Annotated in this window: 18 protein-coding genes and 1 riboswitch; of the genes, 9 read left to right on the top strand and 9 right to left on the bottom strand. The window is 72.6% G+C overall.

From position 1 onward, the window contains the following. The first annotated feature begins 13 nt into the window (after positions 1–13). Entirely contained in the window at positions 14–364 is a 351-nt protein-coding gene (locus TOK_RS02315) for a hypothetical protein (protein ID WP_098956095.1), read from the top strand. Here TOK_RS02315 and TOK_RS02310 read toward each other — a convergent pair. Both TOK_RS02310 and TOK_RS02305 read right to left on the bottom strand, forming a co-directional pair. After that, positions 361–1,503, bottom strand: coding sequence for a CaiB/BaiF CoA-transferase family protein (locus TOK_RS02310; RefSeq protein WP_098956094.1), 1,143 nt, complete (start codon positions 1,501–1,503; stop codon positions 361–363). The two genes, TOK_RS02315 and TOK_RS02310, sit on opposite strands and share 4 nt — an antisense overlap. Continuing rightward, positions 1,500–2,609 (bottom strand): zinc-binding dehydrogenase, encoded by a 1,110-nt coding sequence (locus tag TOK_RS02305; RefSeq protein WP_098956093.1) that lies wholly within the window; start codon positions 2,607–2,609, stop codon positions 1,500–1,502. Before TOK_RS02305 ends, TOK_RS02310 begins: the two co-directional genes overlap by 4 nt. Positions 2,610–2,679: 70 nt before the next feature. Between TOK_RS02305 and TOK_RS02300 the strand changes: the two genes are divergently transcribed. Continuing rightward, positions 2,680–3,945 (top strand): hypothetical protein, encoded by a 1,266-nt coding sequence (locus TOK_RS02300; RefSeq protein WP_098956092.1) that lies wholly within the window; start codon positions 2,680–2,682, stop codon positions 3,943–3,945. 55 nt (positions 3,946–4,000) lie between these two features. Here the strand turns inward: TOK_RS02300 and TOK_RS02295 are convergent, their stop codons facing one another. Both TOK_RS02295 and TOK_RS02290 read right to left on the bottom strand, forming a co-directional pair. Beyond that, the gene (locus tag TOK_RS02295; protein ID WP_098956091.1) at positions 4,001–4,594 is read right to left on the bottom strand and encodes a TetR/AcrR family transcriptional regulator; all 594 of its coding nucleotides are present in this window, start codon (positions 4,592–4,594) and stop codon (positions 4,001–4,003) included. A 93-nt stretch (positions 4,595–4,687) separates the two neighbouring features. Beyond that, positions 4,688–5,545 (bottom strand): LLM class flavin-dependent oxidoreductase, encoded by an 858-nt coding sequence (locus tag TOK_RS02290; protein ID WP_098956257.1) that lies wholly within the window; start codon positions 5,543–5,545, stop codon positions 4,688–4,690. Between the two features lie 116 nt (positions 5,546–5,661). Continuing rightward, positions 5,662–5,755: riboswitch (SAM riboswitch) on the top strand. 180 nt (positions 5,756–5,935) lie between these two features. On the opposite strand from TOK_RS02290, the gene TOK_RS02285 reads away from it, so the two are divergent. Beyond that, a complete protein-coding gene (locus TOK_RS02285) occupies positions 5,936–6,232 on the top strand; it encodes a hypothetical protein (protein WP_098956090.1) in 297 nt (98 codons plus the stop codon). 28 nt (positions 6,233–6,260) lie between these two features. Here the strand turns inward: TOK_RS02285 and TOK_RS02280 are convergent, their stop codons facing one another. Then, positions 6,261–8,234: a GAF domain-containing protein gene (locus TOK_RS02280; protein ID WP_098956089.1), complete on the bottom strand. Its 1,974-nt coding sequence runs from the start codon at positions 8,232–8,234 to the stop codon at positions 6,261–6,263. A gap of 398 nt (positions 8,235–8,632) precedes the next feature. Here TOK_RS02280 and TOK_RS02270 point away from each other — a divergent pair, with 398 nt between their 5' ends. Continuing rightward, complete coding sequence (locus TOK_RS02270; RefSeq protein ID WP_141566240.1) at positions 8,633–8,842, top strand: TerD family protein; 210 nt, start codon at positions 8,633–8,635, stop codon at positions 8,840–8,842. 121 nt (positions 8,843–8,963) lie between these two features. Further along, a complete protein-coding gene (locus TOK_RS02265; RefSeq protein WP_098956087.1) occupies positions 8,964–9,413 on the top strand; it encodes a helix-turn-helix domain-containing protein in 450 nt (149 codons plus the stop codon). A 378-nt stretch (positions 9,414–9,791) separates the two neighbouring features. On the opposite strand, the gene TOK_RS02260 is transcribed toward TOK_RS02265, so the two are convergent. Both TOK_RS02260 and TOK_RS02255 read right to left on the bottom strand, forming a co-directional pair. After that, entirely contained in the window at positions 9,792–10,121 is a 330-nt protein-coding gene (locus TOK_RS02260) for a hypothetical protein (protein ID WP_098956086.1), read from the bottom strand. After that, the gene (locus TOK_RS02255) at positions 10,121–10,570 is read right to left on the bottom strand and encodes a hypothetical protein (protein WP_098956085.1); all 450 of its coding nucleotides are present in this window, start codon (positions 10,568–10,570) and stop codon (positions 10,121–10,123) included. Before TOK_RS02255 ends, TOK_RS02260 begins: the two co-directional genes overlap by 1 nt. Before the next feature lie 139 nt (positions 10,571–10,709). Between TOK_RS02255 and TOK_RS02250 the strand changes: the two genes are divergently transcribed. Further along, complete coding sequence (locus tag TOK_RS02250; protein ID WP_141566239.1) at positions 10,710–11,126, top strand: hypothetical protein; 417 nt, start codon at positions 10,710–10,712, stop codon at positions 11,124–11,126. On the opposite strand, the gene TOK_RS02245 is transcribed toward TOK_RS02250, so the two are convergent. Together TOK_RS02245 and TOK_RS02240 are read right to left on the bottom strand one after the other, a co-directional pair. After that, a complete protein-coding gene (locus tag TOK_RS02245; RefSeq protein WP_141566238.1) occupies positions 11,123–11,533 on the bottom strand; it encodes a hypothetical protein in 411 nt (136 codons plus the stop codon). The genes TOK_RS02250 and TOK_RS02245 overlap by 4 nt on opposite strands. Beyond that, entirely contained in the window at positions 11,533–11,916 is a 384-nt protein-coding gene (locus tag TOK_RS02240; RefSeq protein ID WP_098956082.1) for an HK97 gp10 family phage protein, read from the bottom strand. The genes TOK_RS02245 and TOK_RS02240 overlap by 1 nt, the downstream gene beginning before the upstream one ends. Before the next feature lie 218 nt (positions 11,917–12,134). On the opposite strand from TOK_RS02240, the gene TOK_RS02235 reads away from it, so the two are divergent. The 3 genes from TOK_RS02235 to TOK_RS02225 are packed head-to-tail and all read left to right on the top strand — an operon-like array spanning position 12,135 to position 13,080. Further along, positions 12,135–12,638: a toprim domain-containing protein gene (locus tag TOK_RS02235; RefSeq protein ID WP_098956081.1), complete on the top strand. Its 504-nt coding sequence runs from the start codon at positions 12,135–12,137 to the stop codon at positions 12,636–12,638. After that, positions 12,635–12,814: a hypothetical protein gene (locus TOK_RS02230; protein WP_098956080.1), complete on the top strand. Its 180-nt coding sequence runs from the start codon at positions 12,635–12,637 to the stop codon at positions 12,812–12,814. Before TOK_RS02235 ends, TOK_RS02230 begins: the two co-directional genes overlap by 4 nt. Positions 12,815–12,873: 59 nt before the next feature. Continuing rightward, the gene (locus tag TOK_RS02225) at positions 12,874–13,080 is read left to right on the top strand and encodes a hypothetical protein (protein ID WP_141566237.1); all 207 of its coding nucleotides are present in this window, start codon (positions 12,874–12,876) and stop codon (positions 13,078–13,080) included. Positions 13,081–13,128: the final 48 nt, after the last annotated feature.

The raw sequence follows: 13,128 nt of genomic DNA, 5'->3' as shown, positions 1-13,128 counted from the left end.
GGAGGATGGCGCGATGGCGTCGTACACGGTCAACCCTGACGCCGTCGCGTACGCGCGCCGGCTGATCGACAAGCGGCAGTACGTGCTGACCAGCCGGTGGGGCGACGTCCAGCCCGGCGCGGAGCAGGAGAACGGCTACCTCGACCGGCACTCCTGGGACGAGTACGCGAACTGGCACCTCGGTCTCACCGACGGTGCCACCGAGGAGACGAAGGCGCGGTACGCCTTCGTGTTCGGCGACTTCCGGCGCATCCACCGGATGGGCATCATCGCCTGCCACTACCGGGCCGCGGAGTGGCGGCACAAGGACATCGAGCTCGCCGCCCACGAGCTGCTGCAGTACCTGGACGCGGCGACGGCCTAGTGCTCGAGCTCGGCCAGCACCTCCGCGGTGTGTGCGCCGAGGGCAGGCGGGTTGCGCAGCACGACGTCGGGGGACAGGAACGGCAGCCGCGGCAGCGCGGGCGCACCCTCGGGGGCGTCGACCGGGTCGACGAGTATCCGGCGCTCCTGCGCGACGGGCGCCGCGAGGGCCTCGTCGAGCCGGTTGACCGCCGACGCGGGAACCTTGGCCTGGCCCAGCAGCAGCTCCAGCTCGTGGCGGGTGTGCAGCGAGGTGCGGGCCTCCAGCAGCGTGTGGAGGGCGTCGCGGTGCACGACGCGGTCGGCGACCGACCCGAAACGGGCGTCGTCGGCGACCTCGGGGACGTCGAGGGCGGTGCACATACGTCGGAAGATCGCGTCGTTGCCCGCCGCGACCATCAGCTCACCGTCGGCGGAGCGGAACGTCTCGTAGGGGGCGGCCATCGGGGTCACGGCGCCGGTCTTGACCGGCGGGCGACCCGTCGCGACAAGGTTGACCATCTGGTGGCACATCAGCGCGAACCCGGAGTCGACGAGCGCGACCTCGACCCGTTCGCCCCTGCCCGTCCGTTCGCGGCGGGCCAGCGCCGACATGACACCCATCGCCGCCCACATGCCCGTCGTGATGTCGACGACCGACGCCGGCACCCGCGCCGACGGCCCGCCGGGGTGCCCGGTGGCGTCGACGATGCCGGTGAAGGCCTGCACCACGGGGTCGTAGCCGGGCAGCTCGGCGCCGAGCGGGCCGCGGCCGAACGCCGACACCGAGCAGTACACGAGCCGCGGGTTGCGCGCCGAGAGCGCCTCCCACGACAGCCCGAGCTTGTCGAACTTGCCGGGCCGGTAGCTCTCCATGACGACGTCGGCACCGTCGCACAGCCGCAGCGCCGTCTCGCGCCCCGCGGACGTGGTCAGATCGAGGACGATGCTGCGCTTGTTGCGGTTGAACGTCGTGAAGATCGTGGAGATGCCGTCGTCGGCGAAGGGGGCGAGGCGGCGTGAGTCGTCGCCACCGGGGCGTTCGACCTTGACGACGTCCGCGCCCTGGTCGGCGAGGATCATCGCCGCGAACGGTCCGGCGATCATGGCGGTGAAGTCGACGACGCGGAGCCCGGCGAAGGTGGAACCCTGGTCGCTCACGGCATCCTCGGGTCGAGCACCGGTTTGATCTCGGCCATGGCGCGCATGGCGTCCATCGCCTGGTCGAGCTGCGACAGGCCGTACGTGGTGCCGAGGACGCGGTTCCAGTCGAAGCGGTCGGAGAACCGGTCCAGCGCGTCGAGGGCGACGGCATAGTCGCCGATGTCGCCGCTCATCGTGCCGCGGATGCGCAGGCCGTACCCGACGATCCGGGCGACGTCGACCTGCTGCTTCTCCCCGCCGAGGGTGCCCATCAGCACGTAGCGGCCGTTGCGTCCCAACATGTCGACGCCTTCCGCGCCCGCTCCGGGCGCTCCCGCCATCTCGAAGGCGACGCTCGGGCCGCCACCGGTCAGGTCCCGCACGATCCCGACGCGCTCGGCCGGGTCGGGGTGCTCGTCGATCGACACGACGTCGGTGGCGCCCCACTCGGACGCGACGGCGAGCCGGTCGGCCGGTCCGCCGACGACGACCAGCTTCCGTGGCCCGTGCAGCGACGCGAGTGCCGTCGTGAACAGTCCGACCGGGCCCGCGCCCTGGACGACCACCGTGTCGGTGAAGTCGATCCGGCCCATGACGTCGAGTGCCCGCACGACCGTCCGGACCGCGCAGCTGCCCGCGGCGGCCCAGGCGCTCTCGACCCCGTCGGGGACCACGAGCCTGCCCGCCCGCGGCACGACGTAGGCGACCTCGGCGAAGGTGCCGGTGAAGTGTGGCGGGACGCTGCAGTCGGCCATGTAGCCGATGTAGCGCTGCGGGCACTGCGTCGGCTCCTTGTCGAGCGTGCACTGCCGGCAGCGCCCGCACGGGGTGTGCGCCCAGACGACGCGGTCGCCGATGCGGACCGGGTTGCCCAGGCTGTCGACGTCGGCACCCGGGCCGATCGCGGTGACCCGGCCGGCCATCTCGTGGCCGAGGATCAGGGGCAGGGAGATCGGGAGCCGTCCCTCGAGGTCACCGGCCCACACGTGCACGTCGGAGCCGCAGACGGTGGCGGCCTCGATGTCGACGACGAGCGCCCCCGGTTCGGCGGCGGGGCGGGGGAACGTCTCGATCGTGAAGGGGGCGCGGTACTCGGTGAGGACGGCTGCTCTGGCGTCGGTCACGTCCTCTTCCTAGCCGATCGCGCCGCGACGCGCCCGGTTCTCCGGGGTCCCGGGCGGGGCCCTCGATCGGGTGAGGTACGCGGTCGAGGGCGTCGGCGCTGCCAGGGTGTCGGGCATGGGCGGCGGGTGGAGCGGCACGTCGGTGGCCGGGCGCGTGGTCGCGGCGCTCGTGGCCGCGCTGGCTGCGGCGGCGTTCGTGGCGGCGGCCCCCGTGGCGTCGGCCGCGCCCCCGGAGCCCCCGGGCCCCCTGACGACGCTGCCCCTGACGTCCCCGCCGACGACCCCTCCCCGCGGGGCCACGATCGCCGGGCTCGACCTGCACGACGGCACGATGCTGCAGTCCGGTGGCGCCGACCTGCTCTACGGGACGATGTACGGGTGCGGCTTCGAGTGGGGCCTCGCATCGCCGTGGTGCGGCTTCGGCGTCTCCCGCGCGACGAGCCTCGCCGGCCCGTGGACCGTCCCGCAGCGGCTGTTCGCCCCGACCGACGTCAGCCCGTACTCGGGTCTGACGTGGCAGCGGATCTGTGGCGACTCCGGTGCCGGCTGCTTCAACCCGCGGATGCTGCACCGGTCGGGCTGGGGCGCCGACGACGGCGCCTGGGTCCTGTGGTTCAACGCCCCCGACGACTTCAACCGCACCCGCGCCAACGCCTACTACGCCATGGAGTGCGCGGGACCCACGGGTCCGTGCGGTGGTGAGGGCCGCGCGACGACCAAGCCCGCGCTGTACGACTGCACCGACAACGGCGACTTCTCGCTGGTCCGCGACGACCCGCGACCCCCGGTGCTGCTGTGCACCATGGCCGACCAGACGCTCGCGTCGGAACGGCTGACGGCGACCGGCACGTCGGGCGCCGGTGGCGGCGCACGCAACCTCGCGGGGCTGACCCGCACGGAGGCGCCCGGCGCCTACCGGGATCCCGCCACGGGCACGTGGATCATGACCTACAACGACCCCAACTGCGGCTACTGCGCCGGCTCACCGACCGGGTACGCCACGGCGTCCTCGCTCGACGGGCCGTGGACCGCGCCGCCGAACACCAACCCCGACTGGGGTGCGCCACCGTCGGGGCGGCGCGCGATCTCGGCGACGTCGTGCGGCGGGCAGGGGCGCACCGTCGTCACCCTGTCCGGGCAGGCCTACCAGCTGATCGACCTGTGGCTGGGCACCCGCAACGAGACCGCGGCCGGGCTTCGGCTCGAACCGCTCGTCCACCGGGGAGAGGCGCCGCTCGGCAGCCCGCTGCAGGCGTTCGCGCCGTGGACGTGCGGTGCCGCCGAGGGCACGCCGCACGGGTCGGGGAGCCGTGGATCGGCGTGGTCACCGCGGTGACGGCGTGGGTTCGGGCTGCGTGGGTTCGGGCTGCGTGGGTTCGGGCGGTGTGGGCTCAGGCGACGCCGACGTAGGTGAGCACGCCGTCGAGGGCGCGTTCGAGATGCACGAAGTCGCCCGTCGCCTGGAAGATCGACGCCCCGCCCTGCACCGCGGCCAGCACGACCGAGGCGGCCGCCTCGGGCGCGACGTCGCGGCAGCCCTTGCCGGAGGCCTGCAGCCGGGCGACGGCCGCCGTCATCAGCTCGTGCCAGGACGCCTGCATGTCGACGACGATGCCCTCGGCCTCGGGACCGGTCCGCGACAGCTCGACGACCAGCGCGTTGACGGGGCAGTAGCGGCCGAGCTCGACGTAGCGGGCGATCACGGCTTCCCGCCACGCCCGCCAGGACTCCGGTGTGGACAGGTCCTCGATGTGCGGGCGCTGGTCGGAGATGACCCGGTCGGCCTCGTAACGGGCGATCGCGGCGAACAGCTCGGAGCGGCCGTCGGGGAAGTAGTGGAAGAGCTGGCTCTTGCTCGACCCGGTGCCCTTGCAGATCAGGTCGAGGCTCACACCGGCGGCACCGTTGCGGCGGAGCAGCTCGGCAGCGCCCTCCAGGATGCGCAGGCGTGTCGCCGCTCCCTTGGCCGTCAGCACGCGCGCCATGGCAACATCGTACGGCCACGACAGTTGCGTCGGGAAAGGCCTAACGACTGCCCGTCGGGAACGGCAGTTGGACGCACGCGTTCACGCTGCGGCTCAGGGCTTCCCGGTCGGGGTCGTCCAGCCCGTCGGGGCTGCTCGACGGGCTCCGGGGCGGGCGCCGAGGGCCGGCGCGACGGATCCGGCGACGGCCCGCATGATCGCGACGTGCGTCGTGAGGGGTGCACCGCCGGGGCTCGTCTGCACGATGAGGTCGGTGGCCAGGCCGACCGCCGGGTCGCGGCGCAGCCGGGCGACCACGTCGGACGGCTTCTCGCCGGCGGCCACGATGCGTGACACCGCGACCCGCGGGGCGCCGACGGCGCGCGACCAGTAGCGCGTCAGGTCGCCGGCGACGGGGGAGCCGGGGACGTCGGCGGGTCTGCCGGTGATCAGCCCCATCCCGCGCGCCGCAGCGGCGTCGACGGCCACAGTGGAGCCCGTCGCCCACCACAGCCGGTGCGCCACCCCGGGCGCGGCGGGGACGAGCCGCGGTCCGCGCAGGATCGTGCGCAGGGTGTCGACGAGCAGGACGGTGTCGTCGTGGCGGTCGGCGTGCTCGCGGCCGAACGCTGCCGCCGCCGACGGGTCGGCTCCCGCGCCGACGCCCAGCTCGAGGCGGCCGCCGCTGAGCGCGTCGACGACGGCGGCGTCCTCGGCGAGCCGCATCGGGTCCTCCAGCGGCGCGGCGACGACCCCTGTGCCGAGCCGGATCCGCGACGTCGCCGCCGCGACGGCCGCGAGCAGCACCAGCGGCGACGGGAGCAGCCCGCGTGCGTCGTCGGCGTGGTGCTGGGCGACCCAGAACGAGTCGAAGCCCTGCTCCTCGGCGGCGACCGCCGCGGCGACGGTGTCGCGGTAGGCGGCGGCGGGACCGTCCGGCCCGGTGACGTGCGTGAGATACCCGAGCCGCATGCGCGGAACGTAGCGCACCGGCGACGCAGAGTGTGCGACCCGGTGGCCACGCGCCGCGGTGTGTGACGGGGGCCCCGCCGGCTTGACCTTCGTTCGGGCCGCCCGGTTCACTGGGCGAGCCATCCAGAGCGGCCGAGAGACCTGGCTCGTCGACGCCGCAGCAACCACGTCCGGTTTCGGGCGGGGTGCTTCCGCCGGGACCGATGGGAGAGGAAACACCGTGAGGCCGAGTACCGCCGACGCCCCGCCCGCTGCGGCGTGGTCGCGCCGACGCCACGTCGACCTGTGCCGGACCCAGGGCGCGCTCTGTCGCTGACCCGCCGTCCGCCGGCATCCCCACGGCCCGTTCCTCCGCGCTCGCGCGCACCCCGATCAGTTCGGAGCACTCCCATGCCCCCGCTCGACCGTCCGGCCCAGCACGACCGTCCCCGCAGGCCCTCCCCGCACCCGGACAGCCGCACGGCGCGCCGGCTGCGGATCGCCGACGACCTCCTCGACCGGTTGGAGGCACTCGTCGACCGGCACCGCGACCCGACCGCGCACGAGCCGGGCCTGTACACCGCGCTGTACGCAGAGCTGGTCACCGCCGAGGTCGCGCACGAGCTGGCGATGGCCCGCAGCGCCCTGCGCCGCACCCCGCACGTGCCGCCGACGCGCCACCGCGCCCCGGTCACCGACCACGCCTGAGGCGTCCCGGACCGGCCGCGTCCGCCGCTCACGTCCCCGGCGCGGGCACCAGCTCCTCGAGCGGGATCTGCAGGGTCAACCGGTGGAGCTGCAGCCCGAGCTGCATCGTGACCCCGCCCTCGGTCTCGCGCCATCGCCGGTGCCCGAGGACGTGGTCGATGCGGTCGAGGCGGTGACGGACGGTGTCGGGGCGGACCTGCAGCCGCCGTGCCGCGGCCCGCGGGTCCTGCCCGGCGGCGAACCAGGCGTCGAGGGTGGCGAGCAGCGCCGTGGAATGGTCGACGTCGTAGCGGCGCAACGGTTCCGCGGTCCGCGCGAGCAGCGCGCGGACCTGGTGCTGGGTGGTCCCGTCGAGGATGACGCCGAGCATCCCGAGGTCGGTCGGGCAGGCACCCTCGCCGTGCCGGTCGAGCGCGACGAGCAGCCGCAGGGTGCGCTGCGCCTCGCGGTGGCGGGCCCGGATGTCGGCAGCGGTGTCGGCGGGCCCCGCGACACCCGCGGTGACCAGCCCGCCGGTCAACCGGCTCAGCTCGACGGCGATCGTTCCGGCCACCGCGTCGGGGTCGGGGCGGGGGAGCACCAGGACGACGCGGCCGTCGTGCTCGGTGGCGAGGCCACCACGGACACCGACATGCGTCGTCGCCGCGTGCAGCAGCTCGGCCGCCGTCGCGCCGGTCGCGGTGGCGACGACGACGGTGTGCGCGACCCGCAGGTCCAGCGCTCCCGAGCTGCGCATCCGCCGGGTCACGGCCGCCCAGTCGGGTTCCTGGTCGGCCAGCAGGTCCGCCAGCAGCCGAGCGCGGATCCGGCGCTCCGCGGCGCCGACCTGCTGGTCGATCAGCAGCATCAGCGCTGCCGTCTGCGCGGCCCGCTCGAAGGTGCGGACGTCGGTGTCGGACGGCACCTCGTCGGTGACCAGCACGAGATGGCCGAACGACGTCTCCCCGGCCCGGACCGGGACCGTCCAGCAGGTCGGGATGCTGCCGGACACCGCGGCGTGGACGTCGCCGGGCGGCTCCGGCATCGGGGAGGGCAGGTCGCCGTCGCCGCTGGTGACCAGGACCCGCCCATCGGCGTCGACCGCAGCGATCGTGCCGCCGAGCATCGCCGCGACCGCGTCGACGAGCTCGCCGAGGTCGGCGCGGCGCAACGCGAGCGGCATCAGCTGCTCGTGGGCTGCACCCGCCCGCTCCAGCGCGCGCTGCCGCTCGGCGAGCTCCTCGTTGGCCGCGCGGAGCTCGGCGACGGTCCGCTCGGCCTGCTCGAACAGTGCGGCGTTGCCGATGACGATCGAGGCGTGGTCGGCGAGCGAGCAGAGCAGGTCCATCTCGGCGGTGTCCCAGGTACGTGGACAGCGGTTCGCGGCGAACAGCACGCCGATCACCTCGTCGCCGCGCCGGATCGGTGCCCCGGCGATGCTGACGATGCCGTCCTCGACGACGGCGTCGACGACACCGGGGTCGCGGACCAGCCGGGGGTCGGCGACGTAGTCGGCGGTCGCGAACGGCACCCCGGTGGCGACGACGCGGCCGCCGATCCCGGTGCCGACCGGCTGCCGGATCGTCTCGATCCGCCTGGTCAGGGTGCCGAGTGTGAGTCGCATGTAGACGTCGCCGCGGTCGGGATCGCGCAGCGCGAGGTAGGTCGCGTCGGTGCGCAGCAGCTGCCGGGTGCGGGCCACGAGGGCATCGAGGATGTCGTCGACGTCGTGCAATGCGGCGAGGTCGCGCGCCGACTCGACCAGCGCCAGCGCCGCGCGTTCCCGGCGGCTGCGGTGGGCGAGCAGATCCATGACGCGGCGGGCGTCGCCGAGGGCGGCGACCGTCGCGTCGCGCTCCGGGCCGGGCGGCCGCGCCTCGACGGCGGCGGCGAGCCGGTCGAACTCCGCGGGCGGGGCGTCGGTCGCGAGCAGGTGGAGCAGCCGGGCAGCCGGGTCGGCCGTCGTGCCGTCGCCCGCGCTCCGGGTCGTCGCGGAGGTCGTGTCGGCGGTCGGGTCGGCCATCGCGTCACCTCCGTCGGCGTCGTGGCGGTCCGTGCTGGAGCGAACCGTCGTGGATCACGCTAAACGGACGGTCCGGTCGGTGGGCAGCGGCCGATCAGGCGGAGTCCGGTCCACGCGGCGTCCCGCACGGTCCCGTCGGGGTTCGCGGTGCGGGCGCTTCGGGTGGCCGATCTCCTCGCTGCACACCTTCGTGACGTCGTAGAGCCCCGCCGGACGTCGGGGCTGGTCCTCGGTGACCGGCACGTAGCGCGGGTGACCGTGCTCGCCGGTGAGCGCGCCGTACACGCAGCCGACGAAAGCCGGTCCCTGCCGTGAGGTCAACCGCTGCCGAACCGGACGCTCCGGACATCACGGCATACTCGCCTCCGACGGTGATCGCCGGTGTGGGGGAGTTGCGCGTGCTCGAGGTTCGCAAAGGATCGAAGACCGACCTGGCCGGCGGCAGCTACGAGGTGACGGTGACGGTGCCCGACCGGCCCGACCTCGTCGACGTCGCCGTCGCGCTCCTGGGCGCCGACGGTCGCGTCCGCACCGACGACGACTTCGTCTTCTTCAACACAGACGGGCATCGTGACCAGCAACGATTGAGTGGCAAGTATGCACGCTGAACGCATTGTGACGTAGTAGAGCCTTGCATGACTTGCGGCGGTACCGTGTCAACTGGCAACCTTGGATGCAAGTAGTGGTCCGCATCTCAGAACTGGAGTTGGCATGGCAGGACGGAAAATCTTGCCCGACGTCCCCCGGCTGCTCCAGCTCGTTGACAAGGACATGACGCACCAGCAGATCGCCGACATGTTCGGCGTGAGCCGGCAGGCGGTCACGCTCAAGCTCAAGGGGGCGACGGCGCCGCGGATGTTCCGTCGCGACTGGCCCTGGGACGTCCAGTCCCGGCACAAGTCGGGCTGGCTGTACGAGGCTGTCAGCTTCTACCAGGCCGCGAGGCACAAGGAGCGACCGCTGACCGACCGTCAACGCCAGCGGCTCTCGAGCTTCCTCGACATGCTCGACCGGCTGCCTGGCGACTACGTCGTGGACTACTACCCGGACACCGCGGCAGGGTTCCGACTGCGCGAGCGTCGCGCGTCGGACGATCCCAACTCTCTGCTCGGCGCCTCGGTTGACAGTGAACAGGACTCCCCGGGGTCGGAGCTCGCGACCCCGGGGCCGTCCCGCTAGTCGGGCCGCGTCGTCGAACTCGCCCGCGAACGCGGCGATCAGGTTGTCGGCCTCGCTCTCGTGTGCGATCGCCTCGGCGAGCGTCAGCACCCGCACGCCGTTCTGCTTCACCCACTCGAGCTCGAGCCACTCGCCGTTGTCGGCGGAGGACGAGCACACCTCGATGCAGGAGGTGGCGAAGACCGTACTAGGCGGTGAGGTCGCCGGCCACGCACAGCGGGACGGCCCGCTGAACCGGTGCGGCAACCGCGATGACGTCGTCGAGGGTGAAACTCATGGTGCTCCTGACCTGGAGGTTGATGTCCTGACCTGTGGGCTCGCAAGGGGATGGCGAGGCGCCGGGAGGTCAGGGGCCCGACGCCCCGCCAAGTCGGGGGGTCAGAGGCGCACGAGGCGCCGCGTGACCGTGGTGACCGAGGAGTAGGTGACGTGGACCAGGCCGTCGGCCGGGTCGATGAGGTCGGCCGGGAACGGTCCGACCGCCTGCTCGGTGCCGGCAGGGATCACCACCGGCACGTCGGGGTTGGCCTGGCCGTACTTGCCGTTTCCGGGGACCACGGTAGTGACGGTGATCGGCGAGCCGGAGCCGTTCTTCACCCAGAGCGCGATGCGATCGCCGGCCTTGAACGTCTCGCCGGCGACATCAGCCGCCTGGACCGTGACGACCGCGCCACCGATCTTGATCTGGGTCGGAGTGAGGAGGGCCATCAGGCGGCCACGACTGCGGCGAGGGAGGGGTCACCGGTCACGTTCAGCGGCAGGCTGAACGTCTGGAGCTCGTTCGCGGCCGGGTTGGCCTTCGACCGGGTGCCGCACTGCACCGGGTAGACCTCGACCTCCTGGGTGGCCGCGTAGCCGGTGGACGCCGGCAGGTTGTCGCGGATCACCAGGTAGCCGCGAGTGCCCTTGGTGAGGTTGTGGTAGGCGTCGTCGTCGACACCGGAAATCGACTCGTCGAGACGGACCAGGGTCACCGACACCTCGAACGAGGTCCGGCCGACCTGCATCGTGGTGAACACGCTCCACAGGCGGGAGGTGTCGACGGTCTCGTCCGACGCCTCCCGGCCGAGGCCGTCCGGGGTGATCTGGCACTCGAGGTCCATGCCTGCGCTGAGCTCGGCGACCGTGGGTGCGTCCTGGTCGACGATGGTGGTCACTCAGGTGACCTTGTACATGCCATCGTGAACGAGGCCGGGCTGTTCCGACATCGGTACTCCTTACTTGCGCCTGGTGGTATGCATGGCGGCAAGCGTCGGTGTAAGATGCGGAGCCGAACGCAAATGCGAAGGGTGAGAGATGAACCGAGCTGTGAAGATCGGCATCGGCGTCACCGCCGGGGCCGTGCTGGTGGCTGCCGTGGTGGTCGGGATCGTGGCGCTGGTGACGCCGTCGACGACGACGCTGACCGGGTCGTTGACGGTGTCGTCCGGCTGCGCGACCGGCGCTGGACTCGGAGAGCGCGGGTACGCCGACATCTACCGCGGAGCTGCGGTGACCGTGTACGACAACCGCGGGGCGGTCGTCGGGATCGGCGAGCTGGAGAGCGGGACGTTCGACAGCGCGATGTTCGGGTGCCGGTACAAGTTCTCGGTCGCCGAGGTCCCCGCCGGCGGCGACTTCTACCAGGTGCAGATCGGCCGGGAGGCCCGCGGGAAGCGGACGCTCCAGGGCGAGGAGCTCGAGCGTCCGCTCGAGCTGTCGCTCGGCTACTAGGCCTGCTGGCTCATGAGCCGGAACTCGGCCATCGCGATAAACAGCGCGGGCTGGATACCGTCGTCACGGTCGAGCTCTCTCGAGCCGTAGGTCTGCGTCATCCGGTGCGTGCGGCGCCCGGCGACCGTCGGGGGGTCGCCGAGCATCACCGCGCGCGCCTTGTCCAGCGCCCACAGCGCCTGCTCCGGGCCGGCGCCGATGCAGTGCAGCAGGAAGCTGATCGTGATCAGCGACCGGTCGCCGGAGAGGCGAGCCTGCTCGACGTCGCCTGGATCCGGGTAGAGCGCGACGTAGGGCGGGTTGACCGACGGCCCGACGCCGAGGGCGACTCCGAGGTTTGCCGGGGTACCCGCCTGGAGCATCGCGAGCACCGCGGCGACGTGCGGTTCCGCCTCGGGGATCGTCATCACAGACCGCCCCGGACGAAGCCGAACTCGGCCTTCGACATCTCGCCGTAGAATCGGCGGCCCTCGTCGTACAGCGCGCGCGCACCGTCGAGGTGCGGCTTGTTGTTGACCGAGCCGAACTCGAGCAGGTGAGCCAGCGGCCCCTGCGACGTCTGCTTGTCCGGGCCGATCGTCGAGACCGCGCCGTGCGCGGTGCGGCGGACGTCGTACCCGATCGACTTCGGCAGGTGCGGGATGTGGCCGTGGCGGGAGCGCGCCCGCATCCGGGCGTGCCACTCCTGCTTGATGTTGAGCGAGCCCTTCTTCACGATGTCTTGGACCTTGTCCGGCGTCGTGACCGCGACCGCGCGGAGCTGGCGCTCGAGCGCGGCGAGCTCCTGGATCCCGGAGTTGCCACTCCCCGCGTCCGCTCGTTGATCCGGCTGCTAGCCATAGGTTCGTCCGCTCTGGTCCTGGGCCCACACCGTGAACCGGTGATGTGTCCGGGTGTCGCCGTAGTCGACCCACCCGACCGGGAACTCGAGGCCGATCCGTCGCCGGCGAGGTACTCGAAGACGTCCTCGGCCGCGGCGTCTACGACGAGGACGTCACCAAGTACCGGGTGGGCCTGGTCGTCGACCCAGCCCCCGAGCACGAGTACATGCGGGGCCGGCTCTCGATCCCGTCCCTAGTGCCCCGCGGCGGCCCGATGTCGTGCAAGTTCCGGTGCCTGCGCCGGCACGACTGCAAGACGGCCGACTGCCCGAAGTACCTCGGAGCCGAGGGCGCGGGCGCCCACCCGTACAACGTCCTCGCGCTGCGCGCCGACTCTCCGGTCATCGGCATCACCGAGGGCGAGCTCGACGCGGTGATCGCCACCGAGGCGGGCATCCCGTCGGTCGCGATTCCCGGGGTCAAGGCCTGGCGCTCGCATTACGCCTACATGCTCGAGGGCTTCGCCCGGGTGCTGGTGTTCGGCGACGCCGACGGCGCCGGCAAGCAGTTCGCGGAGAGGCTGGTCGAGGACATCCACGGCTCCCGAGCGATCCACTTCCCCGACGGCCACGACGTCAGCAGCTTCGTCGCCGAGCACGGCGCTGACGCGCTGAGAGAGAGATGTTCATGATCACGCAGACCACGATCAAGATCGTCGGCAGCTTCGGCATGTTCTCGGTCGAGCAGGTTGCCGAGCTGGTCGAGGCGGCCCGCGCCGCCGGCGTACGCGCCGCGTTCCACTGCGACGGCGAGTTCGACGCGGAGCTGTGCTTCACCGTCGACGGGTCGGGACGCGTGGACGAATGAGCCTCGCCCAACGAGCCGACCGCGGCCCAGACCCGGTGGTGCACGGCTCGCCGTGTTCGGTGAGCATCCTGCTCCGCACGCTACCGCCCGACGAATCCGCTGCGCTGCAACAGATGCTCGACGACGCGGGGTGGTCGGCGTCCGCGATCCACGACGCGGTCACCGCGGAGGGCTACAGCGTCGGCCGCCAGACGATCACCAAGCACCGGCGCTCCGCGTGCCGGTGCCGCCGCTCGTCGCCGTACTTGAGGCCGACCTCGCCGTAGATCTGGGTCTTGTCCGTGGCGCAAGTTCGCCAAGACCGTCGTCGCCGG

Source organism: Pseudonocardia sp. N23 (assembly GCF_002583555.1).
Classification (GTDB): domain Bacteria; phylum Actinomycetota; class Actinomycetes; order Mycobacteriales; family Pseudonocardiaceae; genus Pseudonocardia.
Note: the sequence above shows the minus strand (reverse complement) of the source record. Positions and strands in the feature narration are given on the sequence as shown.

Coding starts and splice junctions, on each gene's coding strand:
- TOK_RS02315 (WP_098956095.1), top strand. CDS start 14: ATGGCGTCGTACACGGTCAACCCTGACGCCGTCGCGTACGCGCGCCGG.
- TOK_RS02295 (WP_098956091.1), bottom strand. CDS start 4,594: ATGGCGCGCGTGCTGACGGCCAAGGGAGCGGCGACACGCCTGCGCATC.
- TOK_RS02290 (WP_098956257.1), bottom strand. CDS start 5,545: ATGCGGCTCGGGTATCTCACGCACGTCACCGGGCCGGACGGTCCCGCC.
- TOK_RS02285 (WP_098956090.1), top strand. CDS start 5,936: ATGCCCCCGCTCGACCGTCCGGCCCAGCACGACCGTCCCCGCAGGCCC.
- TOK_RS02280 (WP_098956089.1), bottom strand. CDS start 8,234: ATGGCCGACCCGACCGCCGACACGACCTCCGCGACGACCCGGAGCGCG.
- TOK_RS02260 (WP_098956086.1), bottom strand. CDS start 10,121: ATGGCCCTCCTCACTCCGACCCAGATCAAGATCGGTGGCGCGGTCGTC.
- TOK_RS02250 (WP_141566239.1), top strand. CDS start 10,710: ATGAACCGAGCTGTGAAGATCGGCATCGGCGTCACCGCCGGGGCCGTG.
- TOK_RS02245 (WP_141566238.1), bottom strand. CDS start 11,533: ATGACGATCCCCGAGGCGGAACCGCACGTCGCCGCGGTGCTCGCGATG.
- TOK_RS02230 (WP_098956080.1), top strand. CDS start 12,635: ATGATCACGCAGACCACGATCAAGATCGTCGGCAGCTTCGGCATGTTC.